This window comes from Tolypothrix tenuis PCC 7101 (assembly GCF_963874875.1).
Taxonomy (GTDB): Bacteria; Cyanobacteriota; Cyanobacteriia; order Cyanobacteriales; family Nostocaceae; genus Aulosira; species Aulosira tenue.
On the sequence record NZ_CAWNJS010000001.1, the window covers coordinates 4,270,300 to 4,288,390 of the forward strand.

An 18,091-nucleotide genomic window follows, 5' to 3' on the forward strand; every position below is an offset into this window, starting at 1 on the left:
AATGATTGGAGATATTAGCCATGCTAGAAAATCGGGATTACACCTTAATTATTGATCAAAGTGCTAGCATGGCTACCACAGATCAAAAAAATGGTACAAGTAGATGGGCAGCATTACAAGAATCGACATTTGCCTTAGCTGCTAGATGTGAAGAGTTCGACTTAGATGGTATTACTATTTATCTATTTGCCAAAGCCTTTAAGCGCTACGACTATGTTACTGCAGCCAAAGTTAAGCAAATTTTTACAGAAAATATCCCTGGAGATACGACCAATTTAGCAGGTGTATTGCAAGACGCAATTAATAACTATTTTAAACGTAAGGCTGAGGGCAAAACCAAGCCAGCAGGCGAAGTAATTCTAGTTGTTACAGATGGGACACCAGGCGATCGCCAAGCAGTATTTGAGGTAATTATCAATGCCACTAAGCGATTAGACAATCCTCAAGAATTAAGAATTTCTCTGATTCAAGTTGGTGCTGATACTAAAGCAACTAAGTTTCTCCATGCTTTAGATGATGAATTACAAAGTGTTGGCGCTAAATTTGATATTTGTGACACCATTACCTTAGAGCAATTAGAAGATATAAGCCTGACAGACGTATTAATGCAGGCAATAAATGATTGAGTAATCACTATTTTTCTCTCGGATGTATAGCAAAAGCCTAATAGCAATTAATCATCAGAGAGAAATCATAAATTTCGCGAATTATCTTTAGCTGCCCTATTTAATTCAATTTTGATTAGATACTTGGAGACATTAGAAATGCTAGACAATCGTGATTACACTTTAATTATTGATAAAAGCGGTAGTATGGCTACCCCCGATCAAAAAGGTGGTAGAACCAGATGGTTAGCTGCACAAGAATCAACTTTAGCCCTAGCTAGTAAATGCGAACAATTTGACCCAGATGGGATTACTATTTATGTCTTTTCCGGCAAATTCAAACGCTATGAAAATGTGACATCTGCGAAGGTATCACAAATTTTTCGAGAAAACGATCCATCGGGCACTACTGATTTAGCAGGAGTGCTAAAACACGCAACTGATGATTACTTTAAACGTAAGGCTGCTAATCAAACTAAGCTCAATGGTGAGACAATTTTAGTAGTTACTGATGGTGAACCAGACGATCGCAAAGCTGTCATGAAAGTGATCATCGAAGCTTCCCGGAAGATGGATCGCGATGAAGAGTTAGCTATTTCTTTCATTCAAGTGGGTACAGATGCTAACGCTACTCGCTTCCTCAAAGTCTTAGATGATGAACTTCAAGGAGCTGGTGCCAAGTTTGATATCTGCGACACCGTTACAATGGAAGATATGGAAGACATGAGTCTTTCGGAAGTGCTACTAAATGCCATTAATGACTAAAGCCAAGTAGCTATCATTCCTGCTGTATACCAATCAGGGATGAAACAGGACAAGGAACTATGGGCTAGAGACTAGTACCGCAAGGCGGAATTCAAAATTCAAAATTCAAAATTCAAAATTAAGACAGAATAAGGGTTTTGTTGATTTTGAATGGTCTGTTTATTTACGCCGCGCTGTACTAGTATAGGCATAAAGTGGTATTAATCTTGTTTACAGGAATCAGACAATGGATGCCATTGATAAGCTGTTAGCTGAACTCAAAAATGAATATCAGGAACCACAACCCTCTCAACCTCAGCCACAGCCACAGCCTCAGCTAGGTATAGCCCAACCTGCAATTCCAACATCACCAAAAGCAGCCTCACTAATTGATAACCTTTTGGACGAAGTGAAAGCTGATTTTGCCCAAGTCGATGCTGCTGAAGAATTGCAACGACAGCAAGAATTAGAGCAAGAACGTATTCGCCAAGAAAAACTGAAAGCAAAACAACTAGCAGCTTTGAAAAAACAGGCAGAAGAATGGCTAGCTAAATTAGATCAATTTTCACCTGAAGGGCTGTGGTTTGAAAGATTTGCTGAAGGATATCCTTCAAAATTAGCAGCAGCAATTGAATATTTGCAAAACAATTTGTAGGATGCGTTATTAACGCATCCTATTATATTTCTTCTTCCTGTTCCATCCCTACGCAAATAATTTCAGAAATCAAAGCGGATTCTTATATAGCACTGCAAGTAGGTGCAGAATTGCTAGATACGGGAGGAATAGTATTCGGAGAATTCGCTATTAGCTCTAATTGTCCATTACTATTCATTGTCCATCCTTGAGCCTCAATAATTACGGATGGCGTATTTTGAGATATTTGCGGCAACACTTCTTGTTTTTTGCCTCCTACTTTTTGCTCTACTCCTACTTTTGGAGACAACTCACGTAAATCTGTCCAAATCGTCTTACCAATGATAGCGTCAGTAGGATTTTCTGGTAATCCACCCCTTCCTGTGACGACAAAATTATTAGCGCGATCGCCTCGACAACTAGCAGCAATTTGTTGAGTAGGATCTATAATATCTTCTGACAATTCTATGTTGGCAATATTTTTACTGGTTTCTAAGTTAGTAATGGTGACAATACCATTCACCCCAAATTGTGAACTAGCATCAATTTTGCTATCTACAGAAAAGAAAATACCTTGAGTTTGTATTTGAATATTACCTCCTGGCCCAAATACAGCATTAGCTCTAATATCACTGTGATTGTGAGCTAAAACAAAATCAGAATTAATATAAATATTGCCACCGCCACCATTACTATCTAACACACTAGTACTAATTAAACTATTGTTATTGAGCAACAATAAATTACTCGTTAAGTTTAAATTACCACCACCAGTTTTAGTAGAAGTTGCAACAATGTTGCCTTGATTAGTTTGTATTTGTTGGGCGTTGATCGTAATATTTCCGGCTTGACCCAAGCCTGCACTATTAGTAGATATGCGAGCTTGATTAGTTAACTTCAAAATATCACTTGTAACTTGAATATTACCGCCATTGCCTTGTGATTCTGCTTTAGCTTCGCTAAAAGCACCCGTAAATGATCCATTACTATAGCCATCAAAAACAATAGAAGGGGCATCAATATTAATTAAACCTGCATTGCCTTTGCCTGCAGTACTGGTAGTTAAGTAAGCTCCAGTTGTAAATTCTAGAGAGTCAGCATTAATATTAATACTGCCACCATCACCACTGCCTTTAGTGTCAGCAGATATTTGACTACCATTGCGAGCAGTTAATGATTGTTGCACATTTAAAAATATGTTACCGCCACCGCCAGATAATGTAGATGCGGTGATGCTAGCAGGATTTTCCGAAGATGTGTTATCTAGTACAATGGCACCAGCTGCAATTTGAATATTTCCAGCTTTTCCTTGCCCTGGGGAAATACTAGAGTTAATGCTGTGGAAATTACTAGCACTAATAATGCCCCCATCCTTAAGAGTTAAATTATCAGTTGCGATCGCTAAGTTACCGCCATCACCATTGCCTTGAATAGCACTAGCAAATAAACCACTGCGTCCTTGTTTGCTAAACCCTACAGCTTCTATATCAGTAGCTTTAACTGTCAAGTTACCTGCATTTCCAGAGCCAGCAGTACTACTAGCAATTTGACCTCCATCTATCAGGCGCAAGGTTCCAGTATCTAAGGTTAAGTTTCCCCCGTTACCTGTAGCATTGGAAGTGACAGTAGTGAATATCAGGCTAGGAGCTTTACTAGAACTACCTATGAGTTCTACATCATTTGCCTGAATAGTTAAATCTCCAGCATTTCCAGAACTAAACGTACCTGTGCCAATTTGAGCGCCATTGATCAACTGTAAACTCTGAGTATCAATGAATAAATTGCCTCCCTTACCCGTAGCGCCTGATTCTACATTTGCTAATAAACCAGTGGGTAACCCTCCTGGAGAACTACCACTTAGTTGCATCTGATTTGCTTTCACTTGCACAGTTCCTGCATTGCCAGAGCCAAAGGTTAATGCTGCTATCTGTGCGCCACCAGCCATTTGCAAGCTGTCGGTATCAACCAACAATTGACCGCCATTACCCCTGGCTCCTGATTCCACATTGGCAAATAAGCCACTGGAACCTACACTAGCTGCGCCTCCTACTAACTTTATATCTTTTGCCTTAACTGTTAAAATTCCCCCATTTTTTGAATTGAAGGTGCTGACTGCCATCCTAGCGCCATCAGCAACATATAAGTTTTGCGTATTAATAGTTATGTTACCGCCAGTTCCTTGGGTACCAGATTCTGCATTAGCAAATATGCCACTAGGAACCCTACTCCGTGAAGCACCAATTAACTGTATATTTGTCGCGTTTAGTTGAATATTCCCAGCATTTCCGAAGCCAAAGGTATTAGCAAATGCCTGTGCGCCACTATCAATTAATAAGTTATCTGTTTCAATTACTAAGTTACCGCCATTACCTGTGGCTTCGGGTGCAACTGGTGTAAACAAGCCGCTAGAACCCGCAACACGCGAACCACCAGTCAATTTTACTTCTTGGGCTTTAACTGTTAAAGTTCCGGCATTACCAGAACCAAAGGTGCCACTAGAAATCTGAGCACCACCAGCAACCAGTAAACTTTTGGCATCAATAAATAAATTGCCGCCATTACCGGTGGCTCCTGGAGCCACATCAGTAGATAAATAAGTGATAAAAGAAATTGATGATAGTGAACTGCCACTGACTGCTACAGAATCTCCTTTGATGTTCAGCGTTCCGCCAGAACCATTACCCAAAGTATTTGCCAACATCGCAGAGGCATCTTTTACCTGTATATTACGCCCCTGTAACTTGATAGTACCGCCACTATTGCCGCTAACTTCTAGGGAAGCTGCTTGCGAAAGGCTAATATCTTGAAAACTATTAACATCCTCATAGCTCAATTCCCAACCAGAGGTAATAGGATTGAGTTTGACAAAACTGTTTGTGCCAACACTTCCTAGCTCAATTCGTCCTTCTTTTGCAGTCAGATTACCCCCTGCGATCGCAACATTCCCACCTACCAAAGCCAGGGTTTTTTGTGATTGTACCTGAAGTCCCACAGGTCTATTGTCTGTAATTACAGCAAAGTTATCTGGATTCAAACTTGTATTATTTCCTGGGCCATTAACAGTAATCATGCCTGTCTTAGTCGGCCCATATTGCAACCCCAGCGGCAGACTAACTGTAAGTAGGGGGTGTGCTTGAGGACTGGTAGCACTAAACTCACTACCATCAGTAAATTTGATGCTGTTGGCTGTTGAGGCAAGAAAAGAACCACCAATATTTAAAGAAGCATTAGCGCCAAAAACAATACCATTAGGGTTGATGAGAAATAAGTTAGCTGTGCCTTGGGTGCGAATTAAACCATCAATATCGGAGATATAGCTGCCGGTGACGCGGCTGATAATATTTTGAATATCAGTAGAGTTATTGAAAGATGATGTTTGTCCTGTAAGTAGGGAAAACTGTTCAAAGCTATGAAATAAATTATTACCTACTCTAGTGCCACCATCGATGTTAAAAGTGGCACCATTTGTAGTGACAATTGTATTAATAGGTAGAGTACTATCTGGAACTACTTGTGCTGCAGCATTCAACCTGATATTTGCTAACGACCATACAACAAAAGGTAAGCCCAGCAAAATTTTGAGGTTGACAAATTTGCTCTGTTTTTTCGTCGTTAGCATAGTTGTTGCATTTCTCTTGTTAGACGACATCATCTTAGCTACTGAGTAACTAAAAGTCTTCTCTAATTTCAAAAATTAGATAACTGATTGCTCAAAAGATGGCACTGATTTGCTCGCGGCTTGATCTCCCCTTCAATTAAGGGAAATGTGTGTTAGAAGAACCCCGGTTTCTTCAAGAAACCGGGGTTATGGGTTGTTGTTTATCTGAACCGCATTAGGAGACACCCAAGATTCTGAATCAGTCCAGTATCGTTACACAAATTCGCCGAAATTTCTTTGACCAGTTATACCGGAGTCATTCCAACCTCTACTACCAGATCCACCACCAGTACCAGATCTACTACCTCCAGTCGACACCCAACCACCTACAACTAGTTCGGCTTCTTGATCGCTGAGTTCGCTTAATTTAGATAGCTGGATCGTTTTGCTATCTTGTGGATTTTTTTGATAATTATTTTTTTGAATTTTTGCTTTCATATTACTCTTTAACTTTTAGTTTAAATTTCTTGGATTTTTCAATTCATATTTTATTTTTAACCAAGATTAGTTGACAATTTTACCCTTGTAATAGCATGGGATAACTAGTACCGCCGTGAATTCAAAATTCAAAATTCAAAATTCAAAATGAATACAGCATAGGCGTTTCATTGATTTGGAATGGGTGGTTTATTTCCGCCGACTTGAACTAGGATAAATATTACCAACCATCACTACCGCCAGAACCACTACTACCACCAGAACCCCCACTACCACCAGACCCTGTGCTACTCCAAGCTAGTGATGTTTCGCCTGTATTTGATTCGGAAAGAATGGCAATGCTAACTTTTATGATTAAAGTCTCTGTACCGCCTACTACTAATTCCAATTCTTCGTCGCTAAGTTCAGTCAATTCTACTAGTTGCATAATTTTGCTATTTTCCTTTGCTTTTATAGAATTATCTGGCATTAAGGTCTTCATAAATAGGTTTTGTATATTGATAAATATGTTTATATATTAACGGTATTTTTATGTAGGAAACACTCTTAAATAACTTATTTTTGTAATTTTAATATTTAAGGTGAATTTTATAAAAATTATTTGTTGATGCCGTATAAATACTTTGTTTTAGATTTTTATGTCAGATTTTTTCTGATGTGAAGAATAAAGCATTGCAGTATTTAAAGATGGTTAACAGTATTTTTGCGTAACTGCTTAGAGCAACTTTATCTAAATTAAATAGTGAAACATCACATCTGAGTCAAAATATCTAGTATTGCTCAAAAAATTATTACCATTTGAGTCTTTGATGCTATTAGGGTTTGATGCTGATGAGTGCTCAAAATAGGCGATCGCATATTTTGAATGCTTCTGCTTGTACTGCGCCGATTTAGGATGCGATACCTGCAGTAAATAGACGAAAAGCTTGTCTTTAACTACCTCTGTAGCGTTATGAATCAATTTAAATTGACAAAGCAGCAATTATATTGTCGCAATCCGACAAACTACTCAAGTAAAATAGCTGTACTTATCATTTCATTAATGTTCTTATTTGATGAACAATCCTCAGTATTTATGGTTACCATCACTCAGAGAAGTAACTTTGTTACCAAATGAAGTTCATATTTGGCGGATAAATCTTGACCAATCAGCAGCAGAGTTACAATACTTGGCAACAATCCTCTCTAGCGATGAATCTGCTCGTGCTGAAAGATTTTATTTTCCAGAACATCGCCAACGTTTCATTGCTGGACGTGGTAGCTTGCGGACTATATTAAGTGGTTATTTGGGAATTTTTCCCCAAGAAGTGCAGTTTGATTATGAACCTCGTGGTAAACCATTATTGGCAAGTAAATTTTCTTACAGTGGATTGACGTTTAATTTATCGCATTCCCAAAATTTAGCTTTGTGTGCAGTTAGTCAAAATCGCCAAATCGGGATAGACCTAGAATATATTCGCCTCATGTCAGATTTGGAATCTCTGGCTCAACGGTTCTTTTTACCAGGAGAATATGAACTAGTGCGATCGCTATCTCCAGAGCAACAATCTTCAGTATTTTTTCGCTATTGGACTTGTAAAGAAGCTTACTTAAAAGCCACAGGCGAGGGCATAGCAAAATTAGAACAAATTGAAATTTCTCTCACGCCTACAGAATCAGCTAAGTTACAGACAGTACAAGGCTGGAGTTTACTAGAACTACCCGCTGCTGACAATTATGCAGCTGCTGTGGTTGTAGCTGGTGTTGGCTGGGATTTGAAATGTTGGCAATATAGAGAAGTTAAGGATTAGGAATTGGGGAGACAAAGGAGCAAAGAATTTAAAATTCTGTGTTACACATCAATTATCTGTAATAGCGTACATCTGTGCTTATATCTGTATCTTTATTTAAGCAAAGTAATATAACCCGAAGACTTATCATACTCTATAGCCATCCGATTTGATTTCTAAAAAAATCTAAGTATGTGTATGGTGCATGATCACGTAGACTCGTTCGACGTTCGCGCAGCGTCTCGTAGTGAAGTCGTTCCCGTAGGGTCAATACAAAGGTAAGCGGAGCTTATCACAATTTGGGGGAGCGATCGCACTTTGAAAAACAGCTTTGGTTACCAACGAGCGCTCATCCATAGAGAACATCGGTTCGTTCATGACCAACGTGATCGGGTTGTCTATCAATGAGCGCTCATCCATAGAGAACATCGGTTCGTTCATAACCAACGTGATCGGGTTGTCTATCAATGAGCGCTCATCCATAGAGAACATCGGTTCCTTCACAACCAACGTGATCGGGTTGTCTATCAATGAGCGCTCCTTCGTTGAGAACATCGGCTCCTTCATAACCAACCAGATCTCATTTGTGACCAACCAGATTGATTTAGTCTTGTGTTTCTGTTGGGTGGGGTTGGCGGTCATTGGTGTCAACTTAAGCTAAAAGCTATATAGGGCGGGCGTTGTACAAATACCTCGCGCCCTCATCCCCTAACCCCTTCTCCCCCGGGAGAAGCAGGGCTGATTCATTCGATAAGGTATGTATTTTGTCAATATGATTGGCGATAAATATTCGGGCAAAAGTCATGAATTATTGACCATATTGATGCCTAAGATTGAATGCCAATTGAATACCTTGCTGATTTTTCATCTCCTGAACCCTTGATTTTTCAAGGCTTTTAGGGAATGAAACAGCCCTGCCCGGGAGAAGGGGAACTAAATCTCTTGCTCCCTTCTCCCTGTGGGAGCTACGGTGTACACACAAATCGGAGTTATTTTGAGATCCGGGTTTTACCCCCCTTAATCCCCCCTTGCCAAGGGGGGAAACCGGAAAATCAAGTTCCCTCCCCTTTGCAAGGGGAGGGTTAGGGTGGGGTAATTCGAGGAATGGTAATGATTCGATAACTTGTGTGTACACCGTAGCCCTGTGGGAGCGGGGCTGGGGGTGAGGGCGAAACCTTGCAACTAAGAGGGTTTCACGTTAAGTTGACACCTATGGTTGGCGGTGCGTTACGCCGCAGGCTAACGCACCCTTGTGATTGAACTCTTTAAGCTGTCGCCGCTAAACCATTGTGTCGCAATAAAGGCGCAGTACTTGGTTCGCGTCCCCGGAAGGTTTTAAATACCTCCATTGGGTGCTTGCTACCACCCAACGCCAGCACTGTATCACGGTAGCGTCTACCTGTAGCTTTAATAGCACCTTCGTCTTCGAGTCCAGCTTCTTCAAAGGCAGCAAAAGCATCAGCGCTGAGAACTTCTGCCCATTTGTAGCTGTAGTAACCTGCCGCATAACCACCACCAAAGATGTGCCCAAACGCACATAAGAAAGCATCTTCTGGTAATGGGGGTATAACGGTGGTAGTTTTGGCTATGCGATGGCGGACATCAGCAGGGGTTTCCGCTCCACCCGGACGATAGCGAGAGTGGAGTTCTAAATCAACACTGCTAAAGTGGAGTTGCCGTAACATCGCACTACCACTCATATAGTTGCGGGCTGCAATCAGCTTTTGGTAATAATGCTCTGGTAGCGGTTCACCTGTTTCATAATGCTTCGCCATACCAAACAAAGTGGGGCGTTCGTAACACCAGTTTTCCATGAATTGGCTGGGTAGTTCGACTGCATCCCACTCGACGTTATTTATACCAGCCGCGCCAGTATAATCTACTTTGGTGAGCATATGCTGTAAACCATGTCCAAACTCGTGGAATAGGGTTTCCACTTCATTGAAAGTCATTAAGCTGGGCTTGCCATCAATCGGAGGAGTTTGGTTACAGACTAAATATGCTACAGGTAAACGAACGCTACTACTACCGTTTTCTGTAGTTCTACCACGATTAATGCAGATATCCATCCATGCACCACCACGTTTTTCGGCGGGGCGGCTGTAGGGATCTAAATAAAAGTAGGCTATGGGTGCGCCTGTTTCATCAGCTATTTGGAAATAACGCACATCCTCATGCCATACTGGGGCTTGACCATCGGCGGGGGTGACTGTAACGCCAAATAAGCGATTAACTAAGCCAAATAAGCCATCGAGAACTTGGGGAAGGGGGAAGTAAGGGCGTAATTCTTCCGCAGTAAAGGAGAATTTTTCTTCTCGCTGACGTTCCGCCCAGAAGCTAATATCCCAGTGTTTTAAATCTTCGGCTTCTTTTGCGCCTTTGGAGGCTGCAAAGGCTTTGAGTTCTGCTAAATCTTTGACGGCTGCATCATAACTGACGCGACGCAGTTCTTCTAACAGCGCTTCCACTGCTTCGACATTGGGAGCCATTTTACTAGCTAGGCTCAATTCCGCAAAATTCTTAAAGCCTAGTAACCCAGCTAGTTCTTGGCGTAATTCTAATATGCGGACAATTAGGGGATTATTATCTAACTCGCCGGATGCAGCACGACTAATAAAAGCTTTGTACAACTGTTCGCGTAAATCTCTGCGGGTGCTGTGCTGCATAAAGGGGCCATAACTGGGGAAATCTAAAGTGATGCGCCAAGGGCCGTTTTCTGGTGTCGCATTTTCTTCCCCAGCAGCACGGGCGGCTTGGGCTGCTAGGCTGAGTAAGCTTTGGGGTAAGCCGTCGATTTCTTCTTTAGCGGTGAGGGTTAAGCTAAAGGCTTTGGTAGCATCGAGTACATGGTTAGAGAACTTACTCGCAAGTTCTGCTAACTCCATTTGAATGGCGTTGAAACGTTCCTTTGCTTCTCCTTCTAAGCCCACACCAGAAAGTTCTGCATCCCGAATCGCAGCTTCCACAATTCTTTGCTGGGCTGATTCTAAGCTGTTCCAAGCATCACTAGCACGGAGAGCCTTAAAAGCATTGTAAAGAGGTTGGCTTTGACCCAGTTTGGTGATAAATTGCACCACATCTGGTTGCACTGCTTCATGAGCTTCCCGTAGTTCTGGGCTATTTTTGACACCCATTAAATGGTTAACTATACCCCAACTCCAAGACAGCTTGTCTGAGAGTTTGTCTAAAGGTTCTACTAAACCACTCCAAGTAGGCTGGACATTCTTTTCTAAAGCAGTCAGTTCGGAATCCAGTTCTGTTAACAGTTCCTTGAAAGCTGGGATTACTTGTTCCGCTTTGATTTCTGCAAAGGGAGGTAAGCCAGCACCCTTGAGTAGGGGATTCTGAGAAAGAGTAGCACTTTGAGTCATGATTGTGTGTGAGATGCGATCGCTCTTGGTTAATTATGATTTTTGTTTATATTCTTCTAATGTAGCGATCGCAGTGCGTTTTCGGGGGGTTGGGGGTTGGGGATTGGGGATTGGGGACTGGGGACTGGGGATTGGGGATTGGGGACTGGGGATTGGGTAATGGGTAATGGGGAAGGGGGAAGGGGGAAGGGGGAATGGTGCGTTGCGCTACGCGACAACACACCCTACGTTTTATCAATAATAAAAACAAAGAAAATTACTCTAGGCTAGTTGCAAATAAGGACATTTTTGTAAAAAGCTAGATGCTTTTTGACGAGCATTATTATTATCAACATTTACGGGTGTGGGGCGGATAATGCCATTAAATAAATCATCCAAACCGTAGGGTGTAAAAAATTCCCATTCTCCTTGAGCATTTAACCGCACTCCTACAGCCGTTGCGGTATGTAACCATTGGGAAATACCGTCTTCTGTACTATTGTAGGTTCTTTCGCCATCACGCCAACGGGCAAAGCTAGCTTGATTTTTGACATCAAACTCTTGGTTTGGAAACTGTTCTTGGAGAATAGCTTTTGCTGTGAGTTCTTGGGAACGGTTTCCCTGGATATCGAAAAATGCAATATCAAAGTCTTTGATGACTAAAGCGCAATCATTACCAAAAATTGCCCGCCAAACAGTATTTCGCACCGCACCGCCTGCTAACCACCAGTCAGGTAGGTTAAGTTGTGCGATCGCTCTTAAAATTATCCCTACAGGTGAATCAGCCAGAATCATCTGTAAGCGAGTGTTACTGTTCATATCAAAGTTCAGATAATTTTTAGCTAGCAAGCGAAAATATTACCATTCATCTTTGCCGAAGTTTGTTTAATTATTCATTCGTAGTATAAAGGGACTTCCAAATAAAAAATATCCCAGTATTTATTGTGGGGTGGACATCTTGTCATTGGTGTTAACTTAACGTGAAACCTGCTTGGTTGCAAGGTTTCGCCCTCACCCCCAGCCCCTCTCCCCCTGGAGAGGGGAGCAAGAGATTTAGTTCCCCTTCTCCAGGGGGAGAAGGGGTTAGGGGATGAGGGCGCGAGGTATTTGTACAACGCCCGCCCCACAAGATGGAATAATTTATTTCTTGGAAATCCCTAAACATCGAATAATGGTGCGTCAGTCCAAAAACTAAATTTAATTTTTAATTCAATTTAAATTTTTGAATTATGGAAGACTTATTTGCCAGCATCAACCTGACTCTAAATCAGGAACTACCTTCTATTACAGAGTCACAGCAAGCACTGTTTACACAACTCAGCATAGATGAAAATCAACCAGGGACAATTCTGCGTGATTTCCAATCTTTAATTGATTTTATTCAACCAAAAGGGGTAGAAGTCAGTAGCGTTAATCATCTTTTGCCACTAAAAGTATTATCGGAACTGAATTTACAGTTAAGCCACCCAATTGATACTAAACTGAAACGCCCTGTACAAAAATCATATCCTTACATTAATGGGCTTTATCTGTTATTACGTAGTTCAGGAATCGTGCAAATTAAATCTCAAGGTAGAAAACAATTTTTAGTATTAGATGAAGCTGTTTTAGAATCTTGGTCTCGGCTCAATTTTACAGAACGTTATTTTACCTTATTAGAAGCTTGGTTAATTTGGGGTAACAACGAAATTTTAGGTGAGCGTCAAGATACATGGAATAATTTATTTAAGTGTATTCAATTTTGGGCGCGGATTCCTGACCAAGGCTTAAAGTTTGCTAAATATGACGACCAACAAATTCTTGGTTATTATCCTGGGCTACATAATATTGCTTTATTAGAACTATTTGGATTACTAAGCATTCAACAAGCAAAAGCTCAAGAAGGTAAGGGATGGCGCATTAATAGTGTAGAGCGTTTACCCCTTGGTGATGCGATGTTTAGGTTACTTTTCCCAGTAGGGATTATAGGCAAATTTGAGGAAGAGATAAATATAAGTTTTGGACAATTACAGCCTCAGTTTCAGCCATTCTTTCCTGAGTGGCAAAATAATTTAATTCTTCCCAAACAAGGATTTACTGATGGTATTTATATTTTTAAAGTATCGGTTGCTAAATCTTGGCGACGAATTGCTATCCCAGCAAAAAGAGAATTAAGCTGGTTAGCTAGTACAATTCTTGATGCTTTTGATTTCGACTACGATCATCTATATGAATTTAGTTATAAAGACCGTTTTGGTCGTACTTGTACAATAGCTCATCCCTATACAGAATCACCTCCATTTGCAGATCAAGTCCGCATTGGTGATTTACCATTAGAACTGGGGACAAGTATGACTTATCTTTATGATTTTGGTGATAATTGGAAATTTCATGTGCAATTAGAAGACATCCAACCAACAGATAACAAAATTAAAAAAGCCAAAATTTTAGAAATTCACGGTGACGCACCCCGACAATATTGGAGCGAAGATGATGATTGGAATGAAGATGAGTAATATCTTATTCAGTTAAAGACTTACCATAAGAGATGATTTAAAAATAAACCTTAAATTGTAGGGTGCGTTACGCTATCGCTAACGCACCGAGAAAGATGGTGACACGCTTTAACCCCTTACGGGGATGGAAAATATGTATGATATTTATTCAAGTTAACAGTGATATAAATTACACCATAGATTTTGTTTTAGTACCCATAACTTGTTTTGCGATCGCACTGATTGTTTCTGTCCAAGGATGATTGGGATACTGTAAGCTGAAAATACCACTACTGCCTAAATTAAACATCTCTTCACTCACAGGTAAAATTCCAGCTACAGGGGTAGCGTAGGTATTTTGGATTTTTTGCCGTAAATCACTAAAATTTAAAGATGGTAGTGCTTTATTAACCACTAAAAGCATTTTTGGTACTTCTAATTTCTTAGCCACATCAACTGCTACGGCTGTCCCTTGGTAATCTTGTTTATCTGGACGTAGAATCAGCACCAAGGTATCAGAAAGAATAATCGACAGCAAAGTTTCTTCGTTAATACCAGGGTGAGTATCAATTAATAAATAATCTAGTTTTAAACGCTTGACTAAATGACGTAAACCATCATTCAGCAAGCGCGCGTCATAACCTTCGCGTAAAATCCGAGAAATATCACTCATTTTAATACTAGAAGGCAACAGATAAATATTTCCCTGACGACTAAACAAAGATGGTTTTTGTTTGAGAACAGAACTCACATCATAAACTGCATCTTCAATCGCACAACGTCCCCATAAATAATCATTCAGAGTATAGCGAATCCGTGCTTCTTCTAAGCCAAATAAAACATGAATACCAGGAGATTGAATATCCGTATCAACAACTCCTACTCGCTTTCCAGAACGAGCAATTAAAGTAGCCAGATTACTTGTGACGTTTGATTTACCAGTTCCGCCACGGAATGAATGCACAGAAATTATTTCAGACACGATAAAACCTCAATTATTTGGTGTTGGGTGTTTGGTGTTGGGTGTTTGGTGTTTGGTAATGGGTAATGGGTAATTGGTAATTGGTAATTGGTAATTGGTAATTTCTCCCCTTTTCTCCCTGCTCCCCTGCCTACTTCACTGATTCCCCGCATTGCGTTTACTTCTCATAATCCTTGCTTCTTCTTGCAATTGTTGGAATGATTCTGAACCCTCAATTTCTGCAACTTGACGCGCGCGTCTTGTTTCATCAATTTCAATTCGTAGTTTTTGCAATTGTTGGGTCATTTGTTGTTCACGAGCATAAATTTCATGCATCATGCGTTGAAAAACTCTTCCCATTTGTCCTAACTCGTCATTACGTTTAACAATGGGTGTGAGCTTTTGACGGTCAAATTCTTCAGCTTCTTCGGAACTAATTTGAGACATAGTCATTTTCTGAGCTAGTTGCGCCATCGGTTTGAGGGGTTGTAGCACATTGCGTTTCAGTAAATAATTAATTAATAAAATTACTATAGCGAAGATGCCAATAAATAAACTAATAAATAATATAAAAGCTCTATTAGCATCATCAAAAACTCTTTTAGCAGGAAGATATATAATTTGTGTGCCGATAATTTTATTGAGTTCCCAGCCAAAGCCATTTTCGGAACCGTAACTTAAAAGATGGCTTTTTGGTGCAGCATTCGGAGTGCTATGACAACGTAAACAAGTCGAGTTTGTAAGTGAAAAAGGACGAGCAGTATAGAAAAGTTTCTCCTCAAAAGAGTCACGAAAACCAGAGATACTTTTTAGCTCTGGTTCATCACGAAATCGTTCAATAATCTTCATTTCAAAATCATCAGCTTTATCCCTTAAATTTGTTGGATTAATGTTGGCATCTTTATAAAAGAAATCTTTAAAATCTGGATTTTTACGAAGATTTTCAAATACTTCCCTAACTGCAAAGCTAGGAATGGTTTCCGGAATAAACGTCGATTGAGTATCAACCATCGGTAGCAGCAGCGGACTAATCTTGGTATTTGTATAGTTCCTTACCGAGCTCATCGTTTCTGCCACAATTTGGCTACGATACCCGATTTCGGTTTCCGCCTTTTGCTCTAGTGCATGAGATAAAGCAAAACCACTAACTGCGATCGCACAGAGGAAAACCAGCGATAGAAGAAAGGTAAATTTAGTTGCTAATTTAAATCTGTTCAACATTGCGGTTTCCTCTTTGTTTATAAAATGGCTACCAATTCATGCACATTTAATTAATTGGATATTTTGAGTTTTTATTGTTTTTTAAATTATTCAACCACTAACCTTTGCTAATAGTATTTATTCCCATAAATTAATTAAGCGGGTTTAGCGGTGTTTAGATCCCCGACTTCTTCAAGAAGTCGGGGATCTGGATAACAGGCAACAAATCACAATTCATAATTACGAATTACGAATTACGAATTCATGATCTATGTCTATTCATACTGCTAGAAACGTGGAATTTCCAGGGTTAAAGGTAAACTCACTACTTTTGTGGGAACTAGTCCCCTTAGCCTATGACTAAAGTCTTAGTCCTAGCTAAACCCCATAAGCGAAAGTCAGACAGCTTCTCTTTACTTCGCTTAGATAGAATCCTAGACGTTTTTCAGATGTGGATAGGGGAGTTGAATTCGTACTATAGGGACATCAAGCAAGGAAAGCGAAAGCAAACAACAAACAAATCGCTCTCGGCGCTGGATTCAACACAAACTGAAACAAAAAGTTGCAGGACATCAGATTCACTGGCGAAAACCTTCCTGGGCTTCCTGGTAAGTTCTTGAGTGCCTAGTAATTATACGGTGCATCTATCAATTAATCTCGCTCATTAATACAACATAATCTCAAAATTAAGGAGAAAACATCATGTCTGACAACATTAAGCCCGTAGAATTATCTGCTGAAGAACTAGATATAGTTGCTGGTGGTGCAGCTATCGCAACTAATGCTGAAAATCGCAACTTCAGTGATGAGCAGGCTAGCGCAATAATTATTGGTGCTAACGGCGGTATTGCATCCTTCACCACTCAGAAAACTGCTGTCTCTGAACAAAAATTGCAGGATATCAGATTCACAGGTGATGATCTTCCTGGAATTCCTGGTGGTTTCTTTTCAGCCTAGTAATTGAGCTGGTAATGAACAAAATGAGTGAAGAGTTCACACTCACACCCCAATGAACACTATAAGGAGAACGACAATGACAATGGAGAACTTACAGCCCCATGAAGCGCTGGAACTATCCAACCAAGAACTCGATGATATTGCTGGTGGCGCAACTACCGATGTGTTTGGCAGAACTCTCAATGCTGAGGATACTCAGCTTGGTTTTGTAGAACTTCCTGCAACAGGTGGTATTAAAAGCGTTAGCTTTCAACAGAGCTTTTTCTCTGAGCAGGAGCTTCGAGAGTTTAAGGAAACTGGTATTTCTTAGATTAAATTTTTCAGTTTGAAGGATTGCAGCAGGAGGGTTGATTAACCAAGTTGCTGGCAGGCTCACGGTAATTTCCCTCCGCCTCATTCAACTTTAACACGTCACATCAAGGAGCTTATATGTCTGGTGACGAAAATATTCCGAATGATGCAGCCATCGAACTAACAGATGAGGAATTAGATGAAGTAGCAGGCGGTTTTAATTTGCGGTTGACAGCTGCGAGATTTCACAAATCCACAATTGGATCTGCTCAAGAAATATCACTAGGCAGAAGAAGTTCAGCAAAGTCACTGTTTCAAGCAGAAAACATAGAATCCGCCCTACTACAAGTCACCATCACCGATGCCTCAACTGAAGATCTCAAAGTTCTTGGAGAGTTGTTTGGAGATGCATCTGCACTCGATGGTTCTGCATAAACGGAGTTTTTGAAATCAATGAATTGCAGTTGAGCAAGTTTTGTTCAACTGCTTTCTGAAATTGTTCTGTTGTCAACTGAAGGATGAAGGCTGAAGACTGAAATTACTTCAATCAATAGAAGATGGGTCATGATTCAGAAAAAACTTAATTGTTTCAACTAAAGCTACTTCATTCTTTTTTCTATTAATCAATGTTGAATTGCAAATTAATCACAAAGGAGAAAAAATCATAATGGAAAACGAAAAGCCAATGGAATCACAAGAGTTATCAGTTGCCGAACTAGCAACAATTGCAGGTGGTATTGCTGTAGGTGAACCTTATCCCGGTCAGTATCCTAAAGGCGATATTTATAACGAAGTGAATGGTGCGATCGCAAAACAGTTAGAGAATATCAAAATTCCTAATTGGAAAGATAAGTATGAATATTCTCATACTTACAACAGCGAATCATCCAGTTCATGAGCAGTGTTGAGTTTTGAGTTCTGAGTATTAATGAGGATTCCTACTCATTACTCACCACTCAGCATCGGTTAAGTGATGGGGAGATTGATCGGTAGTTATTTCTGCACTCCCC

Annotated in this window: 18 protein-coding genes; 10 read left to right on the top strand and 8 right to left on the bottom strand. The window is 40.3% G+C overall.

Annotated features, from left to right (window positions below; all coding sequences use genetic code 11):
• The first annotated feature begins 20 nt into the window (after positions 1 to 20).
• The 3 genes from AACU25_RS17370 to AACU25_RS17380 all read left to right on the top strand — a co-directional run bounded on the left by AACU25_RS17370 (position 21) and on the right by AACU25_RS17380 (position 2,004).
• A complete protein-coding gene (locus tag AACU25_RS17370; protein ID WP_096577673.1) occupies positions 21 to 626 on the top strand; it encodes a vWA domain-containing protein in 606 nt (201 codons plus the stop codon).
• A 138-nt stretch (positions 627 to 764) separates the two neighbouring features.
• Entirely contained in the window at positions 765 to 1,370 is a 606-nt protein-coding gene (locus tag AACU25_RS17375; RefSeq protein ID WP_096577675.1) for a vWA domain-containing protein, read from the top strand.
• Positions 1,371 to 1,596: 226 nt separating this feature from the next.
• Entirely contained in the window at positions 1,597 to 2,004 is a 408-nt protein-coding gene (locus AACU25_RS17380; protein WP_096577677.1) for a salt stress protein, Slr1339 family, read from the top strand.
• Positions 2,005 to 2,086: 82 nt separating this feature from the next.
• On the opposite strand, the gene AACU25_RS17385 is transcribed toward AACU25_RS17380, so the two are convergent.
• The 3 genes from AACU25_RS17385 to AACU25_RS17395 form a co-directional block, all read right to left on the bottom strand.
• Positions 2,087 to 5,602 (bottom strand): two-partner secretion domain-containing protein, encoded by a 3,516-nt coding sequence (locus AACU25_RS17385; protein WP_190445635.1) that lies wholly within the window; start codon positions 5,600 to 5,602, stop codon positions 2,087 to 2,089.
• A 252-nt stretch (positions 5,603 to 5,854) separates the two neighbouring features.
• A complete protein-coding gene (locus tag AACU25_RS17390) occupies positions 5,855 to 6,079 on the bottom strand; it encodes a hypothetical protein (RefSeq protein ID WP_096577681.1) in 225 nt (74 codons plus the stop codon).
• A gap of 220 nt (positions 6,080 to 6,299) precedes the next feature.
• Entirely contained in the window at positions 6,300 to 6,548 is a 249-nt protein-coding gene (locus AACU25_RS17395; RefSeq protein WP_096577683.1) for a hypothetical protein, read from the bottom strand.
• 586 nt (positions 6,549 to 7,134) lie between these two features.
• Here AACU25_RS17395 and hetI point away from each other — a divergent pair.
• The gene (gene hetI / locus AACU25_RS17400; protein WP_096577685.1) at positions 7,135 to 7,869 is read left to right on the top strand and encodes a 4'-phosphopantetheinyl transferase HetI; all 735 of its coding nucleotides are present in this window, start codon (positions 7,135 to 7,137) and stop codon (positions 7,867 to 7,869) included.
• A gap of 246 nt (positions 7,870 to 8,115) precedes the next feature.
• On the opposite strand, the gene AACU25_RS17405 is transcribed toward hetI, so the two are convergent.
• Together AACU25_RS17405 and AACU25_RS17410 are read right to left on the bottom strand one after the other, a co-directional pair.
• On the bottom strand, positions 8,116 to 8,490 hold the full coding sequence (locus AACU25_RS17405) for a hypothetical protein (protein ID WP_096577687.1): 375 nt from the start codon (positions 8,488 to 8,490) through the stop codon (positions 8,116 to 8,118).
• 623 nt (positions 8,491 to 9,113) lie between these two features.
• On the bottom strand, positions 9,114 to 11,219 hold the full coding sequence (locus AACU25_RS17410; protein ID WP_096577691.1) for a M3 family metallopeptidase: 2,106 nt from the start codon (positions 11,217 to 11,219) through the stop codon (positions 9,114 to 9,116).
• Here AACU25_RS17410 and AACU25_RS17415 point away from each other — a divergent pair.
• Positions 11,218 to 11,379, top strand: a complete 162-nt coding sequence (locus AACU25_RS17415) for a hypothetical protein (protein WP_190445974.1) — start codon at positions 11,218 to 11,220, stop codon at positions 11,377 to 11,379. The genes AACU25_RS17410 and AACU25_RS17415 overlap by 2 nt on opposite strands.
• A 101-nt stretch (positions 11,380 to 11,480) precedes the next feature.
• Here the strand turns inward: AACU25_RS17415 and AACU25_RS17420 are convergent, their stop codons facing one another.
• Positions 11,481 to 12,017 carry a nucleotidyltransferase family protein gene (locus tag AACU25_RS17420; protein ID WP_096577693.1) on the bottom strand — a complete coding sequence of 179 codons (537 nt, stop codon included), beginning with the start codon at positions 12,015 to 12,017 and terminating at the stop codon, positions 11,481 to 11,483.
• A gap of 410 nt (positions 12,018 to 12,427) precedes the next feature.
• On the opposite strand from AACU25_RS17420, the gene AACU25_RS17425 reads away from it, so the two are divergent.
• Complete coding sequence (locus AACU25_RS17425; RefSeq protein WP_096577695.1) at positions 12,428 to 13,693, top strand: IS1096 element passenger TnpR family protein; 1,266 nt, start codon at positions 12,428 to 12,430, stop codon at positions 13,691 to 13,693.
• Between the two features lie 169 nt (positions 13,694 to 13,862).
• On the opposite strand, the gene AACU25_RS17430 is transcribed toward AACU25_RS17425, so the two are convergent.
• Together AACU25_RS17430 and AACU25_RS17435 are read right to left on the bottom strand one after the other, a co-directional pair.
• Positions 13,863 to 14,654 carry a MinD/ParA family ATP-binding protein gene (locus tag AACU25_RS17430; protein ID WP_096577697.1) on the bottom strand — a complete coding sequence of 264 codons (792 nt, stop codon included), beginning with the start codon at positions 14,652 to 14,654 and terminating at the stop codon, positions 13,863 to 13,865.
• Between the two features lie 135 nt (positions 14,655 to 14,789).
• A complete protein-coding gene (locus AACU25_RS17435) occupies positions 14,790 to 15,854 on the bottom strand; it encodes a Tll0287-like domain-containing protein (RefSeq protein ID WP_096577699.1) in 1,065 nt (354 codons plus the stop codon).
• A gap of 681 nt (positions 15,855 to 16,535) precedes the next feature.
• On the opposite strand from AACU25_RS17435, the gene AACU25_RS17440 reads away from it, so the two are divergent.
• The 4 genes from AACU25_RS17440 to AACU25_RS17455 all read left to right on the top strand — a co-directional run bounded on the left by AACU25_RS17440 (position 16,536) and on the right by AACU25_RS17455 (position 17,979).
• The gene (locus AACU25_RS17440) at positions 16,536 to 16,790 is read left to right on the top strand and encodes a CTB family bacteriocin (RefSeq protein WP_096577701.1); all 255 of its coding nucleotides are present in this window, start codon (positions 16,536 to 16,538) and stop codon (positions 16,788 to 16,790) included.
• Positions 16,791 to 16,866: 76 nt separating this feature from the next.
• Positions 16,867 to 17,100 carry a hypothetical protein gene (locus tag AACU25_RS17445; RefSeq protein WP_096577703.1) on the top strand — a complete coding sequence of 78 codons (234 nt, stop codon included), beginning with the start codon at positions 16,867 to 16,869 and terminating at the stop codon, positions 17,098 to 17,100.
• Between the two features lie 119 nt (positions 17,101 to 17,219).
• A complete protein-coding gene (locus AACU25_RS17450; RefSeq protein WP_096577705.1) occupies positions 17,220 to 17,516 on the top strand; it encodes a CTB family bacteriocin in 297 nt (98 codons plus the stop codon).
• A 232-nt stretch (positions 17,517 to 17,748) separates the two neighbouring features.
• Entirely contained in the window at positions 17,749 to 17,979 is a 231-nt protein-coding gene (locus AACU25_RS17455; protein WP_096577707.1) for a hypothetical protein, read from the top strand.
• The last annotated feature ends 112 nt before the right edge of the window (positions 17,980 to 18,091 follow it).